This is a genomic window from Kitasatospora sp. NPDC088391 (assembly GCF_044753345.1).
Classification (GTDB): domain Bacteria; phylum Actinomycetota; class Actinomycetes; order Streptomycetales; family Streptomycetaceae; genus Kitasatospora.
In genome coordinates this window covers 22,262-42,843 of record NZ_JBIVNB010000021.1, presented here as the reverse complement: position 1 = coordinate 42,843, position 20,582 = coordinate 22,262, and the positions used below count along the sequence as shown (strand labels likewise).

15 protein-coding genes are annotated in these 20,582 nt (G+C 74.2%); 10 read left to right on the top strand and 5 right to left on the bottom strand.

From position 1 onward, the window contains the following. Positions 1 to 154 precede the first annotated feature (154 nt). On the bottom strand, positions 155 to 385 hold the full coding sequence (locus tag ACIQBJ_RS34970; RefSeq protein WP_400718794.1) for a hypothetical protein: 231 nt from the start codon (positions 383 to 385) through the stop codon (positions 155 to 157). A 453-nt stretch (positions 386 to 838) separates the two neighbouring features. On the opposite strand from ACIQBJ_RS34970, the gene ACIQBJ_RS34965 reads away from it, so the two are divergent. The 6 genes from ACIQBJ_RS34965 to ACIQBJ_RS34940 all read left to right on the top strand — a co-directional run bounded on the left by ACIQBJ_RS34965 (position 839) and on the right by ACIQBJ_RS34940 (position 7,735). Next, a complete protein-coding gene (locus ACIQBJ_RS34965; RefSeq protein ID WP_400718798.1) occupies positions 839 to 2,986 on the top strand; it encodes a type IIA DNA topoisomerase subunit B in 2,148 nt (715 codons plus the stop codon). 140 nt (positions 2,987 to 3,126) lie between these two features. Then, positions 3,127 to 3,609, top strand: coding sequence for a DUF1453 domain-containing protein (locus ACIQBJ_RS34960; RefSeq protein ID WP_400718792.1), 483 nt, complete (start codon positions 3,127 to 3,129; stop codon positions 3,607 to 3,609). Positions 3,610 to 3,709: 100 nt separating this feature from the next. Next, on the top strand, positions 3,710 to 4,870 hold the full coding sequence (locus tag ACIQBJ_RS34955) for a sensor histidine kinase (RefSeq protein ID WP_400718790.1): 1,161 nt from the start codon (positions 3,710 to 3,712) through the stop codon (positions 4,868 to 4,870). Positions 4,871 to 4,932: 62 nt separating this feature from the next. Then, positions 4,933 to 5,598 carry a response regulator gene (locus ACIQBJ_RS34950; protein ID WP_400718796.1) on the top strand — a complete coding sequence of 222 codons (666 nt, stop codon included), beginning with the start codon at positions 4,933 to 4,935 and terminating at the stop codon, positions 5,596 to 5,598. Between the two features lie 113 nt (positions 5,599 to 5,711). Continuing rightward, positions 5,712 to 6,134 carry a DUF485 domain-containing protein gene (locus ACIQBJ_RS34945; RefSeq protein WP_400718789.1) on the top strand — a complete coding sequence of 141 codons (423 nt, stop codon included), beginning with the start codon at positions 5,712 to 5,714 and terminating at the stop codon, positions 6,132 to 6,134. Then, positions 6,131 to 7,735, top strand: coding sequence for a cation acetate symporter (locus ACIQBJ_RS34940; RefSeq protein ID WP_400718787.1), 1,605 nt, complete (start codon positions 6,131 to 6,133; stop codon positions 7,733 to 7,735). Before ACIQBJ_RS34945 ends, ACIQBJ_RS34940 begins: the two co-directional genes overlap by 4 nt. 103 nt (positions 7,736 to 7,838) lie before the next feature. Here ACIQBJ_RS34940 and ACIQBJ_RS34935 read toward each other — a convergent pair whose 3' ends face one another. Next, a complete protein-coding gene (locus ACIQBJ_RS34935) occupies positions 7,839 to 8,258 on the bottom strand; it encodes a response regulator (protein WP_400718785.1) in 420 nt (139 codons plus the stop codon). Beyond that, positions 8,255 to 10,171 carry a PP2C family protein-serine/threonine phosphatase gene (locus tag ACIQBJ_RS34930; protein ID WP_400718783.1) on the bottom strand — a complete coding sequence of 639 codons (1,917 nt, stop codon included), beginning with the start codon at positions 10,169 to 10,171 and terminating at the stop codon, positions 8,255 to 8,257. Before ACIQBJ_RS34930 ends, ACIQBJ_RS34935 begins: the two co-directional genes overlap by 4 nt. Before the next feature lie 217 nt (positions 10,172 to 10,388). Between ACIQBJ_RS34930 and ACIQBJ_RS34925 the strand changes: the two genes are divergently transcribed. After that, the gene (locus ACIQBJ_RS34925) at positions 10,389 to 12,683 is read left to right on the top strand and encodes an ATP-binding protein (RefSeq protein ID WP_400718781.1); all 2,295 of its coding nucleotides are present in this window, start codon (positions 10,389 to 10,391) and stop codon (positions 12,681 to 12,683) included. 7 nt (positions 12,684 to 12,690) lie between these two features. Here ACIQBJ_RS34925 and ACIQBJ_RS34920 read toward each other — a convergent pair whose 3' ends face one another. Further along, positions 12,691 to 13,590: a sucrase ferredoxin gene (locus ACIQBJ_RS34920; RefSeq protein WP_400718779.1), complete on the bottom strand. Its 900-nt coding sequence runs from the start codon at positions 13,588 to 13,590 to the stop codon at positions 12,691 to 12,693. A 62-nt stretch (positions 13,591 to 13,652) separates the two neighbouring features. Next, on the bottom strand, positions 13,653 to 16,100 hold the full coding sequence (locus tag ACIQBJ_RS34915) for a DNA topoisomerase (ATP-hydrolyzing) subunit A (RefSeq protein ID WP_400718777.1): 2,448 nt from the start codon (positions 16,098 to 16,100) through the stop codon (positions 13,653 to 13,655). Between the two features lie 237 nt (positions 16,101 to 16,337). Between ACIQBJ_RS34915 and ACIQBJ_RS34910 the strand changes: the two genes are divergently transcribed. The 3 genes from ACIQBJ_RS34910 to ACIQBJ_RS34900 all read left to right on the top strand — a co-directional run bounded on the left by ACIQBJ_RS34910 (position 16,338) and on the right by ACIQBJ_RS34900 (position 20,563). Beyond that, positions 16,338 to 17,663: a M16 family metallopeptidase gene (locus ACIQBJ_RS34910; protein WP_400718775.1), complete on the top strand. Its 1,326-nt coding sequence runs from the start codon at positions 16,338 to 16,340 to the stop codon at positions 17,661 to 17,663. Between the two features lie 17 nt (positions 17,664 to 17,680). Next, complete coding sequence (locus ACIQBJ_RS34905; protein ID WP_400718795.1) at positions 17,681 to 19,048, top strand: M16 family metallopeptidase; 1,368 nt, start codon at positions 17,681 to 17,683, stop codon at positions 19,046 to 19,048. A 321-nt stretch (positions 19,049 to 19,369) separates the two neighbouring features. Continuing rightward, positions 19,370 to 20,563, top strand: coding sequence for an RtcB family protein (locus tag ACIQBJ_RS34900; RefSeq protein WP_400718773.1), 1,194 nt, complete (start codon positions 19,370 to 19,372; stop codon positions 20,561 to 20,563). Positions 20,564 to 20,582 lie beyond the last annotated feature (19 nt).

Below are 20,582 nucleotides of genomic sequence, written 5' to 3'. Positions count from 1 at the left end.
GGGGGGGGGTGGCGGGGCGCAGGGTGCTGGTCCGGGGGGCGGGCGGGGCCGCGCGGCCCCCGGCTCCGGGCGCCGGCACGCCCCCGGCGGGGGGGCCCCCCCCGGGGGGCGCACCACCCGGCCGTTCAGGCAGCTCGGTGGCCGAGCGCGGGCGTCAGCGCTCGCTCTCCGTGGCCGTGGCCGTGGTGCCGGAGAGGCGGTCGCTCTCGTCGTGTATCTCGACGGCGATCTTCTTGAGCTCGGGCTCGAACTTGCGCCCGTGGTGGGCGCAGAACAGCAGCTCTCCACCGCTGGAGAGGACGACGCGCAGGTAGGCCTGAGCGCCGCACCGGTCGCAGCGGTCTGCCGCGGTGAGCGGGCTCGCAGGGGTCAGAACAGTAGTCACGTCGCCTCTTCTCTAGCTCGACGAGCTGTGTACCAGGATCAACATCCAACCAGGTCGAATTCGTTCCCGCTCGTGGCTTTTCTCTTTGAGGATTCTGCTGTCTCGTTGATGAAGGACGTGCCCCGGGCACCGGTGGTTCATGCGTACCGATTCCCGTGACCCGCCCATCACCTCGAACGCCCGATCGGGTCGGGGTGCGAGGTCCGCGTAGCATAATCCTCCGCCGGGTTGGAGCATAAGCCCCGTCCCGAACCCTGTTTGACCGCATCGCAGCAGCTCCGCAGCCCTTCCCCGCCGCCCGGACCCGCCAGGACCCGTGGTGTCGGCAGGAGATGGGAGGCTGGGGCCCGCGTGCGCGGCGGGAGTCGTGTTCGCGCAGCGCGTACAAGGTGTGCGGACCTCGACGGCCCGGATCTCAGTTGCTGAGAGCATGCGGGGGTGTCCGTCAACGTCATGGGTGTCCGTCAGCGTCATGGAGGAGTGCAGAGCGTGAGTGGAGAAAAGACCGTGCCGTCCTCGCTGGTGGCCGGCGAGGGCGGTTCCGACTACACCGCGCGGCATCTGCTCGTCCTGGAGGGCCTGGAGGCGGTCCGCAAGCGCCCCGGCATGTACATCGGGTCGACCGACAGCCGCGGCCTGATGCACTGCCTGTGGGAGATCATCGACAACGCGGTGGACGAGGCCCTGGGCGGGCACTGCGACCACATCGAGGTGCTGCTGCACCAGGACGGCTCGGTCGAGGTCCGGGACAACGGGCGCGGCATCCCGGTCGACGTGGAGCCGAAGACCGGGCTGTCCGGCGTCGAGGTGGTGATGACCAAGCTGCACGCGGGCGGCAAGTTCGGCGGCGGCTCGTACGCGGCCTCCGGCGGTCTGCACGGCGTCGGCGCCTCGGTGGTCAACGCGCTCTCCGCCCGGCTGGACGTGGAGGTCGACCGCTCCGGCACGGTGCACGCGATCAGCTTCCGGCGCGGCACCCCCGGTGCGTACGCCGGCGAGGGCCCGGACGCGGCGTTCGAGCCCGGCAGCGGCATGACCAAGAAGGGCAAGGCCCCGCGCGGCCGGACCGGCACCCGCATCCGCTACTGGGCGGACCGGCAGATCTTCCTCAAGGACGCCCGGCTGTCGCTGGAGTCGCTGCACAGCCGGGCCCGGCAGACCGCCTTCCTGGTCCCCGGCCTGACCATCGTGGTCCGTGACGAGCGGCTCACCGAGAGCGACAAGCCCGAGACCGAGACCTTCCGCTTCGACGGCGGCATCGGCGAGTTCTGCGAGTTCCTGGCCCCCGACCGCGCCGTCTCCGACGTGCTCCGGCTGCGCGGCGAGGGCACCTTCAAGGAGACCGTCCCGGTCCTCGACGAGCTCGGCCACATGACGCCCACCGAGGTCACCCGCGAACTCGGGGTGGACATCGCGCTGCGCTGGGGCGCCGGCTACGACACCACCCAGCGCTCCTTCGTCAACATCATCGCCACCCCCAAGGGCGGCACCCACGTCACCGGCTTCGAGCGGCAGCTCGCCAAGACCGTCAACGAGGCACTGCGGGCCGCCAAGCTGCTGCGGGTCGCCGAGGACGACATCACCAAGGACGACGCGCAGGAGGGCCTGACCGCGGTCATCACCGTCCGGCTCGCCGAGCCGCAGTTCGAGGGCCAGACCAAGGAGGTGCTCGGCACCTCGGCGGCCAACCGGATCGTCGCGGCGGTGGTCGCCAAGGAGCTGAAGGCCTTCCTGACCTCGGCCAAGAAGGACGAGAAGCTGCAGGCCCGGGCGGTGCTGGAGAAGGTCGTCGCGGCGGCCCGGACCAGGGTCGCGGCCCGGCAGCACAAGGAGGCGCAGCGCCGGAAGACCGCGCTGGAGACCTCCTCGCTGCCCGCGAAGCTGGCCGACTGCCGCAGCGACGACGTGGACCGCAGCGAACTGTTCATCGTCGAGGGCGACTCCGCGCTCGGCACCGCCAAGCTGGCCCGGAACTCCGAGTTCCAGGCGCTGCTGCCGATCCGCGGCAAGATCCTGAACGTCCAGAAGGCGTCCGTGAGCGACATGCTCAAGAACGCCGAGTGCGCGTCGATCATCCAGGTGATAGGAGCGGGCTCCGGCCGGACCTTCGACATCGACCAGGCGCGCTACGGCAAGGTCATCTTCATGGCCGACGCCGACGTCGACGGCTCGCACATCCGCACCCTGCTGCTGACGCTGTTCCACCGCTACATGCGGCCGATGGTCGAGCAGGGCCGGGTGTTCGCCGCGGTGCCGCCGCTGCACCGGATCGAGCTGACCAACCCCAAGCGCGGCCAGGAGAAGTACCACTACACCTACTCCGACGCCGAACTGCGCCGCACCCTGCTGCAGTTCCAGGGCAAGAACCTGCGCTGGAAGGACCCGATCCAGCGCTACAAGGGCCTCGGCGAGATGGACGCCGACCAGCTGGCCGAGACCACCATGGACCCGCGGTTCCGGATCCTGCGCCGGATCAACCTCGGCGACCTGGAGTCCGCGGAGAAGACCTTCGACCTGCTGATGGGCAACGACGTCGCCCCCCGCCGGGAGTTCATCGTCGACTCGGCGGCCACCCTGGACCGGTCCCGGATCGACGCCTGACCGAGCACGTGCCGAAGGGCTCTCCACCCACGGGTGGAGAGCCCTTCGGCCTGCGGTTCAACCCTCGCTCCGAGGAACCGTCGACCCGCGCTCCGTAGCGTGGTGGGTGTCGAGGAAACCCCGCCCGGAAGGCACCCGAAATGACCGCCCTGTCCAACGTCCTGATCGCCGTCGCCGTGATCGTCCTGGTGGTGGGCCGGCAGTTGCGGGCCCGCCGGCTGGACACCGAACGCCGGTTCTGGCTGCTGCCGCTGGTGCTGGCCGCCGTCGCGCTGCGCGACCCGGTGCTGATCGACCCCGCGCACCGGGCGACCGCCGCCCTGCTGGTGGCCGGCTCGCTGCTCACCACCGTCGGCATGGGCTGCGCCTGGGGCTGGACCACCCGGGTGTGGCGCGACGCGGACGGCGCGCTGTGGACCCAGGGGTCGACCGCCACCGTGTTCGCCTGGGTCGGCGCGATCCTGGTCCGGGCCGCCTGGTACGGCGTCGGCTCCGCGCTGCACGTCCACCAGTCCAGCAGCGTGCTGATGCTGTCGCTGGCGCTGCTCCTGCTGGTCCGCTCCACCACGGTGGCCTGGCGGGCCCGGCAGCTGGACGACAAGCGGCACGGCCTGGCCGCCTGACGGACCGTCGAATCCGGCCGGTCGAATCCGGCTGGTCGGACCCGGCCGGTCGGACCCGCCCGGTCGCACCGGACCGGTCGCACTGAGGGAGGATCAGCGGGTGAGCACGCTGGAACGCTGGACCCGCTGGCCCGCCGGTGACACCCCGGTCCGGGAGCACAGCTCCCGGGCCCGGACGGTGCTGTCCTTCTTCGGCCGGGCCGCGATGCTGGGCGCGGTGCTGTCCGGCACCTACGCCGAACGGCACTACGGCGGCTGGCAGGTGCTGATCCCGCTCGGCTGGATCGCCGCCGCCGCCGCGCTGTTCACCGGCTGGTACGTCTCCTGCCGGGCGCGGCGGCTCTGGCCGGCGATGGCCTGCGCGGCCGGACTGCTGGTCTACGCCGGGCTGGCGCACGAGGGCGGGGCGCGGACGCTGGCCGCGGTGATCTGGTGCGGCCTCGCGGTGCTCGCGGTGATCCGGCTGCCGCTGGCCGCCGGGCTGCTCACCGCCGGTGCGGCGCTGGGCAGTTACGGGCTCGGCTCGAACGACTCGCTGCTGGTGCTGCTGGCCGTCGCGGGCGGCCTCGGCCTGCTCGGCTGGCTGCTGCGGCTGGACGGCCAGGCCAGGTCCGCGCAGCGCGCCCTGCTGGCCGGGGAGCGGGCCGCGCAGGCCGCCCGGGCGGAGAGCGCGGCGCTGGCCGAACGGGCCAGGATCGCCCGGGAGATCCACGACGTGCTGGCGCACAGCCTGTCCGCGCAGCTGGTGCACCTGGAGGCGGCCCGGCTGATGCTGGACGCCGGGGCCGACCGGGCCGAGGTCCGGGAGCGGATCGTCTCGGCCCGGCGGATGGCCCAGGACGGCCTGGTGGAGACCCGGCAGGCGCTGTCCGCGCTGCGCGGCGAGTTCGCCCCGGTCGCCGAGTTCGTCGCGGAGCTGGCCGCGCAGTCCGAGGCCGAGCTGACGGTGGACGGGGTGCCCCGGCCGGTCCCGGCCGAGCCCGGGCTGGCGGTGCGCCGCACCGCGCAGGAGGCGCTCACCAACGCCCGCAAGCACGCCCCCGGCGGCCGGGTCGAGGTCCGACTCGCCTACCTGGACGGGGCGGTGGAGCTGACGGTGCGCAACTCCGGTGCGCCGCACGGGGCGGACCCGGTGCTGGGCGACAGCGGGAACGGGTACGGTCTGCTCGGGATGCGCGAACGCGCGGAGTTGCTCGGCGGCGAACTGCTGGCGGGCCCCGAGGACGGAGGGTGGCGCGTGCTGCTGCGGGTGCCGACGTGACGGGCGGGCCGGTCCGGGTGGTGGTCGCCGACGACCAGACCGTGGTGCGGGAGGGCATCGTGATGCTGCTCGGCCTGCTGCCGGGGATCACGGTGGTCGGCTCGGCGGCGGACGGCGAGGAGGCGCTCCGGCTGGTCGCCGAGCACGCCCCCGACGTGGTGCTGATGGACCTGCGGATGCCGCGCTGCGACGGGGTGGAGGCGACCCGCCGGGTCCGGGCCGAGCACCCCGGCACCGAGGTGGTGGTGCTCACCACCTACGCCGACGACGACTCGCTGTTCTCCGCGCTGCAGGCCGGGGCGCGCGGCTTCCTGACCAAGGACGCCGGCGCGGAGGAGATCGCCCGCGCGCTGGTGGACGTCCGCTCGGGCGCGGCCGGGCTCTCCCCGCAGGTCCAACTCCGGCTGCTGGAGCGGCTTTCCGGCGCGCCCGGAGCCGTGCCCGGAGCCGCCCCCGCCGCTGCGGCCGCTCCGGCCCCGGTGGCCCCGGCAGCGCCGCCCGCGCCGTCCCAACGGCCGCCGCTGCCCGACGGGTTGACCCAGCGGGAGGTCGAGGTGCTGGCGCTGATCGCGGCCGGCCTGTCCAACGCGGAGATCGCCGGGCGGCTGTTCGTCAGCCCCGCGACGGTGAAGACCCACATCAACAACCTGTTCGCCAAGACGGCGGTGCGGGACCGGGCCCAGGCCGTCGCGTACGCCTTCAAGCATGGAATTTCGGACGGTTCGTAAACCCACCTTGTTGTCGCCGGTTCGGGTGAACGTATCTGCACGGGTTTCGTGGTGTGGTTTGTGACACTCCATCATGGTTCGGTCGGAGTGACCGGAATGGTGAGGTGTCGGCAGTGGCCCAACAGGAACGAGTCCGGTGGGCCGCGGCCGCCCGGCCGCGGACGGTGGCGCAGCGGCGGGCGGCGGTGCCACCGGTCCCACCGGCCCCGCCCGCGGAGCGCGCCGGGCGCGAGGTCTACCGCAGCGTCCAGGACAGCGACGCCTTCCAGGAGATCCGGCGCGGCTACCGCTCGTTCGTGTTCCCGGCCAGCGCCGGGTTCCTCGCCTGGTACCTGCTGTTCGTGGCGGCCCAGGCGTTCGCCCCGGAGCTGATGCGGCACCGGGTCGCCGGACCGCTCAACCTGGCCTGGCTGCTCGGCCTCGGCCAGTTCGTCTCCACCTTCCTGCTCACCTGGCTCTACGCCCGCAACGCCCGCACCAAGCGCGACCGAGCAGCCCTCGAACTGCGCTGGGACACCCAGGACCAACTCCGATGACCCCACACCCCAGCCACGGCCTCGCGGTGGCGCTGTTCGCCGTCGTCGTCGCCGTCACCCTGACCATCACCGTCTGGGTCGGCCGCCGCGGCCACGCCGCCGAGGACTTCTACGCCGGCGGCCGCGACTTCTCGCCGCTGCAGAACGGCTTCGCCCTCTCCGGCGACTACCTCTCGGCCGCCTCCTTCCTCGGCGTCACCGGCCTGATCGCGCTCTACGGCTACGACGGCGTGCTCTACAGCATCGGCTTCCTGGTCGCCTGGCTGGTCGTGCTGATGCTGGTCTCCGAACTCGTCCGGAACGCCGGCCGCTACACCCTGGCCGACGTGCTGGCGCTGCGGATGCGCCAGCGCCCGGTCCGGGCCGCGGCCGGGCTCGCCTCCATGGTCGTCACCCTGATGTACCTGATCGCGCAGATGGTCGGCGCCGGCAGCCTGGTCGCCCTGCTGCTCGGCACCGACAGCGGCGCCGCCAAGGCGTGGACCATCGTCGCGGTCGGCGGCCTGATGATCGTCTACGTCACGGTCGGCGGGATGCGCGCCACCACCTGGATCCAGATCGTCAAGGCCTTCCTGCTGGTGGCCGGTTCGGTGCTGCTCACGGTGCTGGTGATGGCCCGCTTCCACGGCGACTTCGGCGCGCTGATGAACGCCGCCGCGGAGCACAGCGGCGTCGGCCGGAAGTACCTGGAGCCCGGCCTCAAGTACGGGTCCAGCCCGATCAGCCGGCTCGACTTCGTCAGCCTCGGCCTGGCCCTGGTGCTCGGCACCGCCGGCCTGCCGCACATCCTCAGCCGGTTCTACACCGTGCCGACCGCGCGGGCCGCCCGGCGCTCCACGATGTGGGCGATCGGCCTGATCGGCTGCTTCTACCTGATGGCCATCGTGCTCGGCCTCGGGGCGGGCGCGCTGGTCGGCTCCAAGGCGGTCAAGGCGGCCAACTCGGCGGGCAACACCGCCGTTCCGCTGCTCGCCCTCGACCTGGGCGGCGGGCCGGACTCCACCTGGGGCCTGCTGCTGTTCGCGGTGATCTCGGCGATCGCCTTCGCCACCATCCTCGCCGTGGTGGCCGGCCTCACCCTGGCCTCCTCCGCGGCCTTCGCGCACGACCTGTACGCGCGGGCCTGGCGGCGTCCCGAGGAGCGGCAGGTCTCCGAGCGCGAGGAGGTGATCGCGGCCCGGATCTCCGCCGTCGTGATCGGCGGGATCGCCATCGTGCTCAGCCTGTACGCGCAGAAGCTGAACGTCGCCTTCCTGGTCGGCCTGGCCTTCGCGGTGGCCGCCTCGGCCAACCTGCCGACCCTGCTGTACTCGCTGTTCTGGAAGCGCTTCACCACCCGCGGCGCGGTCTGGTCGGTCTACGGCGGCCTGGTCCCGGCGGTGCTGCTGGTGGTGTTCTCGCCGGTCGTCTCCGGTGCGAGGACCTCGATGCTGCCCGGGGTGGACTTCCACTGGTTCCCGCTGGAGAACCCCGGCCTGGTCTCCATCCCGCTCGGCTTCCTGGCCGGCTGGCTGGGCACCGTGCTGGACCGGGAGAGCGCCGACGAGGACGGCTTCGCCGAACTGGAGGTGCGCGCCCTGACCGGCGCGGGCGCGGCCTGACGGCCGTCGCCCCCACCACCGAGCACCTCCGTCGACCACCTCCGTCGACCGCCCGGGGCGCGCCGACAGCGCCCCGGGCGGTGGCACGCCGCGGCCGGGCCGGTCAGGCGGGGCGGTCGCTCCCGAGCCAGAAGTCGATGGTGCTGCCGAGCACCGTCCGGAACAGTTCGAAGTTCAGCGGCTTGAAGATGTAGCTGTCGGCCCCGGCCGCGTAGCAGGCCTCGACCTCCGCGGGCGAGGTCGAGGAGGTGAAGACCACCACCGGCAGCCCGGCCAGTTCCGGGCGGCCGCGCAGGGCGCCGAGCAGTTGGTGGCCGTTGTAGCCGGGCAGGTTGAGGTCGAGCAGCACCAGCAGCGGGCGCTCCGCCGCCGGGTCGACCAGCCGGTCCGGGACGTCCTCCGGCCGGTCGGCGAACTCCAGCCGGACCAGCGGGTGCGACCGCCCGAGCGCCCGGGCCATCGCCTCGATGTCCTCCTCGGAGTCCTCCACCACGAGGACCAGTCCCTCGACCGTCGCCGTCACGCCGCTCCCCGCTTCCCGTTCTCGTCCCCGCCCGCCCCGGCGCGCGGGCCCTGCTCCGGCCGCTCACCCGCCCCGGGCCCCGACTCGCTGTTCGATTCGGAGCCGGAGGTCACCCGGACCGCCAGCACCGCCATGTCGTCCGCCGTCCCCCGCCCGAAGCCGATCGCGGCCCGGGCCAGCCCCGCGGCCAGCTCGTCCGGCGGACGTCCCGTCAACTCCCTGAGCGCGCCGGACAGTTCTTCCTCGAAGAAGGAGCCGTCCGGGCTCCGGGACTCGGTGATCCCGTCGGTCAGCAGCACCGCGGTGTCACCGGGCCGCAACAGGTCGGTCTGCTCGGTCAGTTCGTAGTCGTCGACCACGCCGAGCAGCAGACCGCCCGTGCCGCCCAGCGGCGCCACCGTTCCGTCGGCGCGCAGCACCAGGGCCTGCGGGTGGCCGGCGTTGGCGACCCGCACGGTGAAGCCGTCCGCGGCCGGGGTCAGCGACAGGACCACGCCGGTGACGAACTTCTGCGAGGCCGCCGCCCGCAGCGCCCGGTTGAGCCGGGTCAGTGCGGGCGCCGGCGCCGTGTCGTCCTCCAGCAGGGTGCGCAGGGTGTGCCGGGCCAGGCCGGTCAGGGCGGCGGCCTCCGCGCCGCGCCCGCACACGTCGCCGACTACCAGGGAGAGCGAACGGCTGCCGGGGACGGCGTCGTAGAAGTCGCCGCCGACCTCCAGGGCGGCGTCGCCGACCTCGTACGCGGCGCCCAGCCGCAGCCCCGGAATGGTCGGCAGGACGGACGGCAGCAGGTGCCGCTGCAGCGAGACCACGTTCTGCCGACGCTCCTCGTACAGCGTCGCGTTGTCGATCGCCAGGGCGGCCCGCAGCGCCAGGTCGGCCAGGAACACCGGCGGTGGGACCTGCCCGGCCTCGCGCCCGTAGACGAAGGTCACGGTGCCCAGCAGCCGGCCGCGGGCCCTCAGCGGGTTCACGGTGACCGTCCGGGCGGGCACGGCCGCACCGGGGCCGAACGGAGTGCCGACCAGCCGCTCGCCGGTCAGCACGGTCCCCTCGCGCCGCGCGGACAGGCCGGGCAGCACCCCGCGCACCCAGCCCGGGGCCTCGGCCGCGGCGGTGAACCGGTCCCGGGCCCGCGCCGCCAGGTGCGCCGAGGCGACCAGGGCCAGCCCGTCCGGCCGCCGCAGGTGGACCAGGCAGCCCTCGGCGACCGCGGGCACCGTCATCCGGGCCACCCGCTGCAGGGTCTCCTCGACGTCCAGCGAGGCGTCCATCTGCAGCGAGGCCTCGGCCAGCAGCGCGTCCCTGGCCTGCACCCGGGCGCTCTCCCGCTCCTGCACGATCCGGTCGTTGCAGGCCGTGACCACCTCGCAGACCTGGACGATGCGCCGGCCCAGTTCCGCCGGTGCCGGGGCGTCCGCGGACAGTCCGACCGACAGTGCCGCCCAGTCGCCGTCCTCCAGGGCCAGCGCGCACTCCACGATCCGGACGGCGCCGGCCGCCCGCCACGCCGGGTGCTCGGGCCGGCCCCGGCCGTGCCCGGAGTCCACCGCGAACTCCCGCACCGCGCCCGGCTCCGGGGCCGACCGGCCCACCCAGGCGTCGCCCGGCGGCGCCAGCACCCGTTGCGGGAGCAGTCCGGCCCCACTGCTGGAGCGCAGGTACAGCGGGAGGCCGGCGGCGCTGTACCGGGTGCCGACCACCACCACGGCCGCCGGGTGCCCCAGCAGCAGGTCGTACAGCTCCTCGGAGAGCGCCGTCACGTCGGCCGAGGTCTGGGCCGTGCGCCAGATCCGGTGCAGGCCCTCCGCCCAGCCGCCGCCCACCGGCCCGCCGGTGCGGCCGCCCCGCGACCCGGGGGAGCGGTGCGGTGCGTCCGCACGCTGCGTCCGGACCCGTCGCTCCACACCCTCCACTGCCGTTCCCTTCGTCGAGGACCGTGCGCACCACCGACCGGGACCGCTGCGGCCCCGGTGCCCCACCACACGCGCGCCGGTCGGCGGAAGGACCTTGTCCGCCACGATAGTGCCCCTCGCGGACCGGCCGGGCAGGCCGCCGGACGAGGCGTCCGACACGCCCTAGGGTGGCGGTGACCGCGGCCGTCCGGGCCGGGCGCGAGCGAGGGAGCCGGGCATGGCGCAGGACGGGTGGCTGTCCGCACGGGCGCGGGAGGCGGAGGCGGCGGTCGGCGGGTTCGACCTGGAGGAGTGCATCCGGGAACCGATCCACCTGCTCGGCGGCGTCCAGTCCTTCGGGGTCCTGCTCGCGGTCGATCCGCAGGACGGCACCGTGCAGACCGTCTCGGACAACGCCGCCGACCACCTCGGCCGTCCCGCCGCCGAACTGGTCGGCCGCCCGGCCCGGGAGATCGTCGGCGACGCGGTGCTGGCCGAGGCCGCCACCGCGGGGGAGGCGGCCCGGCTGCTCACCGAACGCTGCCGGCCCGCGGGGGCGCCGCACCCGTTCGACGTGGGCGCCCACCGCCGGGACGGGCTGCTGGTGCTGGAGCTCGAGCCCTGCCCCGCGGACCGTCCCGAGGCCGGCCCCGGCTTCGCCCGCCGGGTCCAGCAGGCGCTGCTGCGCATCCAGCGGTGCACCACCGTGGCGGAGTGCTGCGCCGCTGCGGTGCGCGAGGTGCGCGGCCTGACCGGCTACTCCCGGGTGGTCGCCTACCGCTTCGAGGACGCCGAGGGCCCCGGCGAGGTGGTCGCCGAGGACCGGGCCGACCACCTGGAGCCCTGGCTCGGCCTGTGGTTCCCGGCCAGTGACATCCCGCCGCAGGCCCGTCGGCTGTACCGGACCAACTGGATCCGGGTGATCGGCGACGTCGACGACCGCACCGCCGGGCTGTACTCCGCCCGCCGCCCGGCCGCGGACCCGCCGCTCGACCTCTCGGCGGCCGCGCTGCGCACCGTCTCCTCGTACCACCTGGAGTACCTGCGCAACATCGGGGTCCGCTCCTCGATGTCGGTGTCGGTGCTCTCCGACGAGGCGCTGTGGGGACTGATCGCCTGCCACGGCGAGGAGCCGCGCTGGCTGTCGCCCGACGTCCGGGCGGCCTGCGAGCTGTTCGGCAGCGCGCTGTCGGTACAGCTCGCCGCGGTCGCCGACCGCGAGCGCTCGGAGGTGCTGCGGCGGGTCCGAGCCGTCCTGGACGCCCTGCCCGCCGGGGCGCCCGGCGAGTCCGCGTCCGCGCTGCACACCCACGCCGGGGCGCTGGCCGAACTGGTCGCCGCCGACGGCCTGGTGGTCGACCAGGCGGGCCGGACCAGCGTCGAGGGGGCGGCCCCGGGGCCGCGGACCCTGCACCTGCTGCGCGCGGTCGCCGCGGAGCTGCCGCCGACCGGGACGTGGTGCACCGACCGGCTGTCCGAACTGCTCCCGGGGCCCGAGGGGGCCGACGGTCCGTCCGACCGGGCGGAGGAGCCGGCGGGAGTGCTGCTGCTCCCGCTCGGCGAGGGATTCCTGGCCTGGTGCCGCGGGGAGCGCGCGACCACCCGGACCTGGGCCGCGGACCCGGCGCTCCCCGTCCGGCTCGGCCCGCACGGCGAGCGGCTGACGCCGCGCGGCTCCACCGAGGTGTTCCGGGCGGCGGTGCGCGACCGCAGCCTTCCGTGGACCGGTACCGACCTGGAGGCCGCCCACGAAACGGCCCGGGTGATCGGCGGCCTGCTGGCCCGGCACGCGGCCTGGACCGGAGCCTTCAACGAGCGACTCCAGCGCAGCAACACCGACCTCGACGCCTTCGCGCACGCCGCCGCCCACGATCTGAAGGAGCCGCTGCGCGGGATCTCGAACGCGGCCGGCTTCGTCATCGAGGACGTCGGCGAACACCTCGACGCCACCAGCCGCCGCCACCTGGACACCGTGCGCCGGCTGGCCGTCCGGATGGACGACCTGCTCGACTCGCTGCTGCGCTACTCCCAGGTCAGCGAGATCGGCCTGGACCGGCGGCCGGTGCCGCTCGACGAGGCGCTGGACCGGGCCCTGGAGGTGGCCGGACCCAGGCTGGACGAGCAGCGGATCACGGTGCTGCGCGGGTCGCTGCCGACCGTCCGCGCGGACCCGGACCGGTTGCAGGAGGTGCTGGTCAACCTGCTGGTGAACGCCGCCAAGTACGCCCGGGCCGAGGGCCCGCGCACCGTCGAGGTCGGGGCGGAGCGCCGCCCGCTGCCGGACGGCGGCCCGTCCGTCGAGGCGGTGGTGGTGCGCGACAACGGCATCGGCGTGCCGCCGGCGCAGAGGGAGCTGGTGTTCGGCCTGTTCCGCCGGCTGCACCGGCCGACCGAGCACGGCGGCGGGTCCGGCGCCGGGCTGGCCATCGTCCGCCGGATCGTCGAGCGGCACGGCGGCACGGTCTGGCTCGACGACGCGCCGGGAGGCGGCATCGCTGTCTGCTTCACCCTCCCTGCGGAGGAGGGGGACTGACGGGGCGTCAGAGCGCCCGCAGTTCCAGCACGTCCATCCGGGACGGGTTGCCGGGGGCCTTGCCGCAGCTCTCCGGGCGGGGCGGCTCGCTGCGCGACTCGGCGACGACGGCCAGCCAGCGGCGGCCGTCGGCGTGCCGGACCTCGACCGTCCAGCCCTCGCCGTCCCGGGTCTGGCGCATCGTCAGGGCGTCGGCGGCGCTCTCGCCGGTCAGTTCGCGGACCGCCTGCTCGGCGGCCTGCGACGGACGGGGCCAGTAGGAGCGGCCGCGCGAGTGCGCGGGGACGGTGTGGCCGGCGGCCGTCGCGGCCAGCACCTCCTTGGCTGACTCTGCGGTCAGCCGGCCGTACGCGTAGCCGTGCGGCAGCACCAGCACGGTGGGGGAGAAGCGGTGCCCGCCGAGGTGGGTGACCTCCCAGACCTCGCTGTGGCCGGCCGCGGCGAGGTCCGCCACCAGCGGGCGGCCGAGCAGCGCGCAGCAGCGGTCCCGGCGCCCGTTGGTGCACACCAGGGCGATCGGGCCGCCGACGTGCGGGGCGCCGAAGGAGCCGTGGTCGCCCGCGCCGAGCGCGGCGAAGTCCAGGCCGAGCAGGTCGGCGGGGGAGGCGAGGTGCGCCCGGCGGACCCACGGGTCGGCGGGGGAGGTGTGCGCGACCAGCACCTCGTGCCGGGCGGTGGCGTCGGTGTCGGCGTGCCGCCCGGGCCGGCGGATCAGCGCGACCCGGACGCCGGTGCCCTCCGCGGCCCGGTCCAGCGCGGCGCCCAGCTCCGGGTCGAGGTGGCTCCCGGTGAGCGCCTGGGCGCCCCACGGCCCGGACTGCTCCAGCAGCAGCCAGGTGGTGGCGGTGGCCGCGGTCGCGGACAGCGGCTCGGTCAGTTCGCTCGACAGTGCGGTGCAGGTGCTCACCGGCCCCAGCCTAGTGGGCGCCCCGCCGGGGGCGCCCACCTGTCACCCGCGGTGACGGGGTGTCACATCCGGCTGCCGACCGCGGCGATCCGGGACGGGACCGGGGTGCCGGAGCCGTCCCGGCGCGGGTCGCGCTCCGGCAGGGCGACGGGCTGGCCGGCCTCGGTCGCGCCGAGGGCGGGCAGCGGGCCGGCCCAGGCGAAGGCGAGGCCGTCCTCGCCGCGCAGGAAGCGCTGGCAGCGGACGCCGCCGGTGGCCCGGCCCTTGCGCGGGTACTGGTCGAACGGGGTGAGCTTCCAGCTGGTCTGCTCCTCGCCGGCCAGCGTGCCCGAGGCGGCGGCCACGGTGAGCACCACCGCGTCCTCGGCCGGGTCGACGGCGGCGAAGGACAGCACCCGGGCGCCGTCGGCGAGCTTGACCCCGGCCATGCCGCCGGCCGGGCGGCCCTGCGGCCGGACCTGGCCCGCCGGGTAGCGCAGCAGCTGGGCGTCCGAGGTGAGGAAGACCAGGTCCTCCTCGCCGGTGCGCAGCTCGACCGCGCCGATCACGGTGTCGCCGTCCTTGAGCGCGATCACCTCGAACTCGTCCTTGTTGGCGGGCCATTCGGGCACCACCCGCTTGACCACGCCCTGGAGGGTGCCGAGCGCCAGGCCGGGCGAGGACTCGTCCAGCGTGGTCAGCGCGAGCACCCGCTCGTCCGCCTCCAGCCGGAGGAACTCGGAGACCGCCGCGCCGCCGGACAGCGTCGCGGTGCCCGGGGGCAGCGCGGGCAGGTCGATCACCGGCAGGCGGAGCACCCGGCCGGCCGAGGTGACCACGCCGATGTCGCCGCGCGCGGTGGCGGGGACGGCGGAGCGCAGCACGTCGTGCCGGGCGCGGGCCGGCTCGCCGTCGGCGGGCTCCAGGTCGAAGGTGCGGGCCAGCAGGCCGGTCGAGGAGAGCAGCACCCGGCACGGGTCGTCCGCGACCTCCAGCGGCACCGCCGGCGCGGCGGCCGGCGCGGCGCCGGCCTCCAGCAGCACGGTGCGCCGCTCGGTGCCGAACTGCTTGGAGACGGCGGCGAGTTCGGAGGACACCACGGAGCGGAGCCTCGTGTCGGACTCCAGGATCTCGGTCAGCTCGGCGATCTCCTTGAGCAGCTTCTCCTGCTCGCTCTCCAGCTCGACCCGGTCGAAGCGGGTGAGCCGGCGCAGCGGGGTGTCCAGGATGTACGCCGTCTGCGTCTCGGAGATGCCGAAGCGCTCCATCAGCCGGTCCTTGGCCTGGCCGGCGTCCTCGCTGCTGCGGATGATCGCGATCACCTCGTCGATGTCGACCAGCGCGATCAGCAGGCCCTCGACCAGGTGCAGCCGGTCCTGGCGCTTGCGGCGCCGGAAGTCGCTGCGCCGCTTGACCACCGTGAACCGGTGGTCGACGTAGACCTCCAGCAGCTCCTTCAGGCCCAGCGTCAGCGGCTGGCCGTCCACCAGCGCCACGTTGTTGATGCCGAAGGTCTCCTCCATCGGCGTCAGCTTGTAGAGCTGCTCCAGCAGCGCCTCGGGGACGAAGCCGTTCTTCACCTCGACGACCAGCCGGAGGCCGTGCGCCCGGTCGGTGAGGTCCTTGACGTCCGCGATGCCCTGCAGCTTCTTCGCGTTGACCAGGTCCTTGATCTTGCCGATCACCTTCTCCGGGCCCACCGTGTACGGCAGTTCGGTGACCACGATGCCCTTGCGGCGGGGCGTCACGTCCTCGATCGAGGCGGTGGCCCGGATCTTGAAGGTGCCGCGGCCGGACGCGTAGGCGTCCCGGATGCCGCTCAGGCCGACGATCCGGCCGCCGGTCGGCAGGTCCGGGCCGGGGACGAACCGCATCAGCGTGTCGAGGTCCGCGGTCGGGTGCTTGATCAGGTGCCGGGCGGCCGCGACCACCTCGGTCAGGTTGTGCGGCGGCATGTTGGTGGCCATGCCGACGGCGATCCCGGTCGCGCCGTTGACCAGCAGGTTCGGGAACGCCGCGGGGAGCACCTGCGGCTCCTGCTCGGAACCGTCGTAGTTCGGGCCGAAGTCGACGGTGTCCTCGTGGATCGACTCGACCATCGACATCGAGGCCGCGGTCAGCCGGGACTCGGTGTACCGCATCGCGGCCGGCGGGTCGTCGTTGCCGAGCGAGCCGAAGTTGCCGTGGCCGTCGATCAGCGGCAGCCGCATCGAGAACGGCTGGGCCAGCCGCACCACCGCGTCGTAGATCGAGGCGTCGCCGTGCGGGTGCAGCCGGCCCATCACCTCGCCGACCAGGCGGGCGCACTTGACGTGGCCGCGCTCCGGGCGCAGCCCCATCTCGTTGGCCTGGTAGAGGATCCGGCGGTGCACCGGCTTCATGCCGTCACGGGCGTCCGGCAGGGCCCGGGAGTAGATCACCGAGTAGGCGTACTCCAGGAACGAGCCCTGCATCTCGTCCACGACATCGACGTCGAGGATCCGCTCCTCGAAGTCACCGGGCGGCGGGGTGGGCGAACTGCGGCGGGCCATCGCTGCGGGGCTCCCTTGCGGTACATGCGGGACATGGGGGTGGGCGGACGCGGGCGTGAACGCCCCCCATTGTGGACCCTCGGTGGGACACCCTCCGTCACCCGGGCCGCTTCCGCCGCTGGCGAACGCGTCCCCGGCCGGGACACCTGACGGCACCGCCCGGCGTTGCACCACAATGGGGGGCGTCACACGCCCCCGGCCCGGACACTCCGGAACCGACGACGGGAAGGACCCCGCATGGCCAACCCCGCGCCCACCAGCGGCCTCGCCATCACCGAACACCGCCTGGCCAACGGCCTGCGGGTGGTGCTCTCCGAGGACCACCTCACCCCGGTCACCGCGGTCTGCCTCTGGTACGACGTCGGCTCCCGGCACGAGGTCAAGGGGCGCACCGGGCTCGCCCACCTCTTCGAGCACCTGATGTTCCAGGGCTCGGCGAGCGTCTCCAACAACGGGCACTTCGAACTGGTCCAGGGCGCCGGCGGCTCGCTCAACGGCACCACCAGCTTCGAGCGCACCAACTACTTCGAGACCATGCCCGCGCACCAACTGGAGCTCGCGCTCTGGCTGGAGGCCGACCGGATGGGCTCGCTGCTGGCCGCCCTGGACGACACCTCCATGGAGAACCAGCGCGACGTGGTGAAGAACGAGCGCCGCCAGCGCTACGACAACGTGCCCTACGGCACCGCGTTCGAGAAGCTCACCGCGCTGTCCTTCCCCGAGGGCCACCCCTACCACCACACCCCGATCGGCTCGATGGCCGACCTGGACGCCGCCACGCTGGAGGACGCCCGGGCGTTCTTCCGCACCTACTACGCGCCCAACAACGCGGTGCTGTCGATCGTCGGCGACCTCGACCCGGAGCAGACGATCGCCTGGGTGGAGAAGTACTTCGGCTCGATCCCCGGCCACGACGGCAAGCAGCCGCCGCGCGACGGCACCCTGCCGGAGACCCTCGGCGCCGAGGTGCGCGAGCTGATCCGCGAGGACGTCCCGTCCCGCGCCCTGATGGCCGCCTACCGCCTCCCGCACGACGGCACCCGCGAGGCCGACGCCGCCGACCTGGCGCTCACCATCCTCGGCAGCGGCGAGTCCTCCCGGCTCTACAACCGGCTGGTCCGCCGCGACCGCACCGCCGTCTCGGCCGGCTTCGGCCTGCTCCGGCTGGCCGGCGCGCCCTCGCTCGGCTGGCTGGACGTCAAGGCCGGCGGCGACGCCACCCTGGAGCGGATCGAGGCCGCCGTCGACGAGGAGCTCGCCCGGTTCGCCGCCGAGGGCCCCACCGCCGAGGAGCTGGAGCGCGCCCAGGCCCAGATCGAGCGCGAGTGGCTGGACCGGCTCACCACGGTGGCCGGCCGGGCCGACGAACTCTGCCGCTTCGCCGTGCTGTTCGGCGACCCGAAGCTGGTCAACAGCGCGCTGCCGAAGGTCCTCGACGTCACCGCCGAGGAGGTCCGGGCGGTCGCCGCCGCCCGGCTGCGCCCCGACAACCGGGCCGTCCTGGTGTACGAACCGACCGGTGACGACGACAGCAACGACAGCGACGAGGAGGCGGCGGCGTGAGCGACTACACCCCCGCGATGGAGTTCCACCCGCAGCCGCAGCCCGGCACCCCCACCCCGTGGGCGTTCCCGGCGCCCGAACGCCTCACCCTGGCCAACGGCCTGACGGTGCTGCACTGCCACCGCCCCGGCCAGCAGCTGGTCGCCGTCGACGTGGTGCTGGACGCGCCGCTGGCCGCCGAGCCGGAGGGCCTGGACGGCGTCGCCTCGATCCTGGCCCGGGCGCTGTCCGAGGGCACCGACACGCTCACCGCCGAGGAGTTCGCCGGCGAGCTGGAGCGGGCCGGCGCCACCCTGGACGCGCACGCCGACCACCCGGCGATCCGGGTCTCGCTGGAGGTCCCGGCCTCCCGCCTGGAGCGCGGCCTGACCCTGCTCGGCGACGCGCTGCGCGCCCCCGCGCTGCCCGCCGACGAGATCGAGCGGCTGGTCGCCAACCGGCTCGACGAGATCGTCCACGAGCAGGCCAACCCGGCCCGCCGGGCCGCGAAGGCGCTCTACGCCGCGCTGTTCGCCGCCGAGGACCGGCTGTCCCGGCCGCGCCCGGGCTCCACCGACACCGTCAAGCGGATCGACCGGGACGCGGTCAAGGCGTTCTACGACGCCCACCTGCGCCCGTCCACCGCCACCGCGGTGGTGGTCGGCGACCTCACCGGCACCGACCTGGCCGCGCTGCTGGAGTCCACCCTCGGCCGGTGGACCGCCGAGCCCGCCGAGCCCTCGGCGCACGGCCCGGTGGCCGGCGACGACACCGGCCGGGTGATCGTGGTGGACCGGCCCGGCTCGGTCCAGACCCAGCTGCTGATCGGCCGGATCGGCCCCGACCGGCACGACCCGCTGTGGGCCGCGCAGGTCCTCGGCACCTACTGCCTCGGCGGCACCCTCACCTCCCGGCTGGACCGCGTCCTGCGCGAGGAGAAGGGCTACACCTACGGCGTCCGGGCGTTCGCCCAGCCGCTGCGCTCCGCCGCCGACGGCTCCGGCCGCGGCCTGCTGGCGATCAGCGGCTCGGTCGACACCGCGTCCACCGCGCCCGCGCTGCGGGACACCTGGACCATCCTGCGCACGCTGGCGGCCGAGGGCCTGACCGACGCCGAGCGCGAGGAGGCCGTGCAGTTCCTGGTCGGCGTCGCGCCGCTCAAGTTCGAGACGGCCGGCTCGGTCGCCGCCACCCTGGCCGACCAGGTCGAGCAGTACCTGCCCGACACCTACCAGGCCGACTTCTACCGGCGGCTGGCCGAGCTGGACACCGAGGCCGCCACCCGCGCGGTGGTCGCCGCCTTCCCGCCGGACCGCCTGGTCACCGTGCTGGTCGGCGACGCCTCGGTGATCGCCGAGCCGGTCAAGGAACTCGGCATCGGGGACGTCACGGTCATCTCCAACTGACCCGCCCCGAGGGGCCCGACGGAGCGTCCGCCCCGTCGGGCCCCTCGCTGTTTTAATCCGTTGCCCGCGGTCGGCGCCGCGTGGGTAGATATCCCCCGACGGCGCGATCGGCGCGCGGTCGGAACGCACGCGGAAGGAGGCGGTCACCATGCGGGTCGAGCCACGACGACGCTCCCCGAGACTGCCCCTGCGCTGTGCCTCCGCGGCCTGAGCCGTCCCCCGCGGCCGTCTCGCGCCGTCCCCCTTCACGCTTCCCCGCCGCCGCACCGGGCGTTCTCGTGCGGCACCCCGAACCCACCGGCCCAGGAGGTCGAACCCCCCATGTCGTACACCGAGGTTCCCGGCGTCCGCGTCCCGATCCGGATGTGGACCGACCCGGCCACCGTCGAGGGCCAGGCGATGGAGCAGCTGCGCAACATCAGCACGCTGCCCTGGCTGCACGGCCTCGCCGTGATGCCGGACGTCCACCTGGGCAAGGGCGCCACGGTCGGCTCCGTCATCGCGATGAAGGGCGCGGTCTGCCCGGCCGCGGTCGGCGTCGACATCGGCTGCGGGATGACGGCCGTCAAGTCCTCGCTGACCGCGAAGGACCTGCCGGACGACCTGTCGCACCTGCGGAACCGGATCGAGCGGGCCATCCCGGTCGGCCGCGGCCTGCACAGCGACCCGGTCGAGCCGGGCAGGCTGCACGGCCTGTCCACCGCCGGCTGGGACGACTTCTGGCGGCGCTTCGACGACATCGCGCCGGACGTCCGCTGGCGGCGCGAGCGGGCCGCCCAGCAGATGGCGACGCTCGGCGGCGGCAACCACTTCATCGAGCTCTGCCTGGACGACGACGGCGCGGTCTGGCTGATGCTGCACTCGGGCTCGCGCAACATCGGCAAGGAGCTCGCCGAGCACCACATGTCGATCGCCCGGTCGCTGCCGCACAACCAGGGCCTGATCGACCGCGACCTCGCGGTCTTCATCTCCGACACCCCGCAGATGGCGGCCTACCGCTCCGACCTGTTCTGGGCGCAGGAGTACGCCCAGCACAACCGGGCGCTGATGATGGCCCTGTTCCAGGACGCGGTCCGCCGCGAACTGCCCAAGGCCAGGGCCGTGTTCGGCGAGATGATCTCCTGCCACCACAACTACGTGGCCGAGGAGCGCTACGACGGCGTCGACCTGCTCGTCACCCGCAAGGGCGCGATCCGGGCCGGCTCCGGCGAGTACGGCATCATCCCGGGCTCGATGGGCACCGGCTCGTACATCGTGAAGGGCCTCGGCAACGCGGCCTCGTTCAACTCGGCCTCGCACGGCGCCGGCCGGAAGATGAGCCGGAACGCCGCCAAGAAGCGCTTCACCACGCGGGACCTGGTGGAGCAGACCGCGGGCGTGGAGTGCCGCAAGGACTCCGGCGTGGTCGACGAGATCCCGGGCGCGTACAAGCCGATCGAGAAGGTCATCGCCCAGCAGCGGGACCTGGTCGAGGTGGTCGCGCACCTCAAGCAGGTGATCTGCGTCAAGGGCTGACGGCCCGTCGGGAACGAAG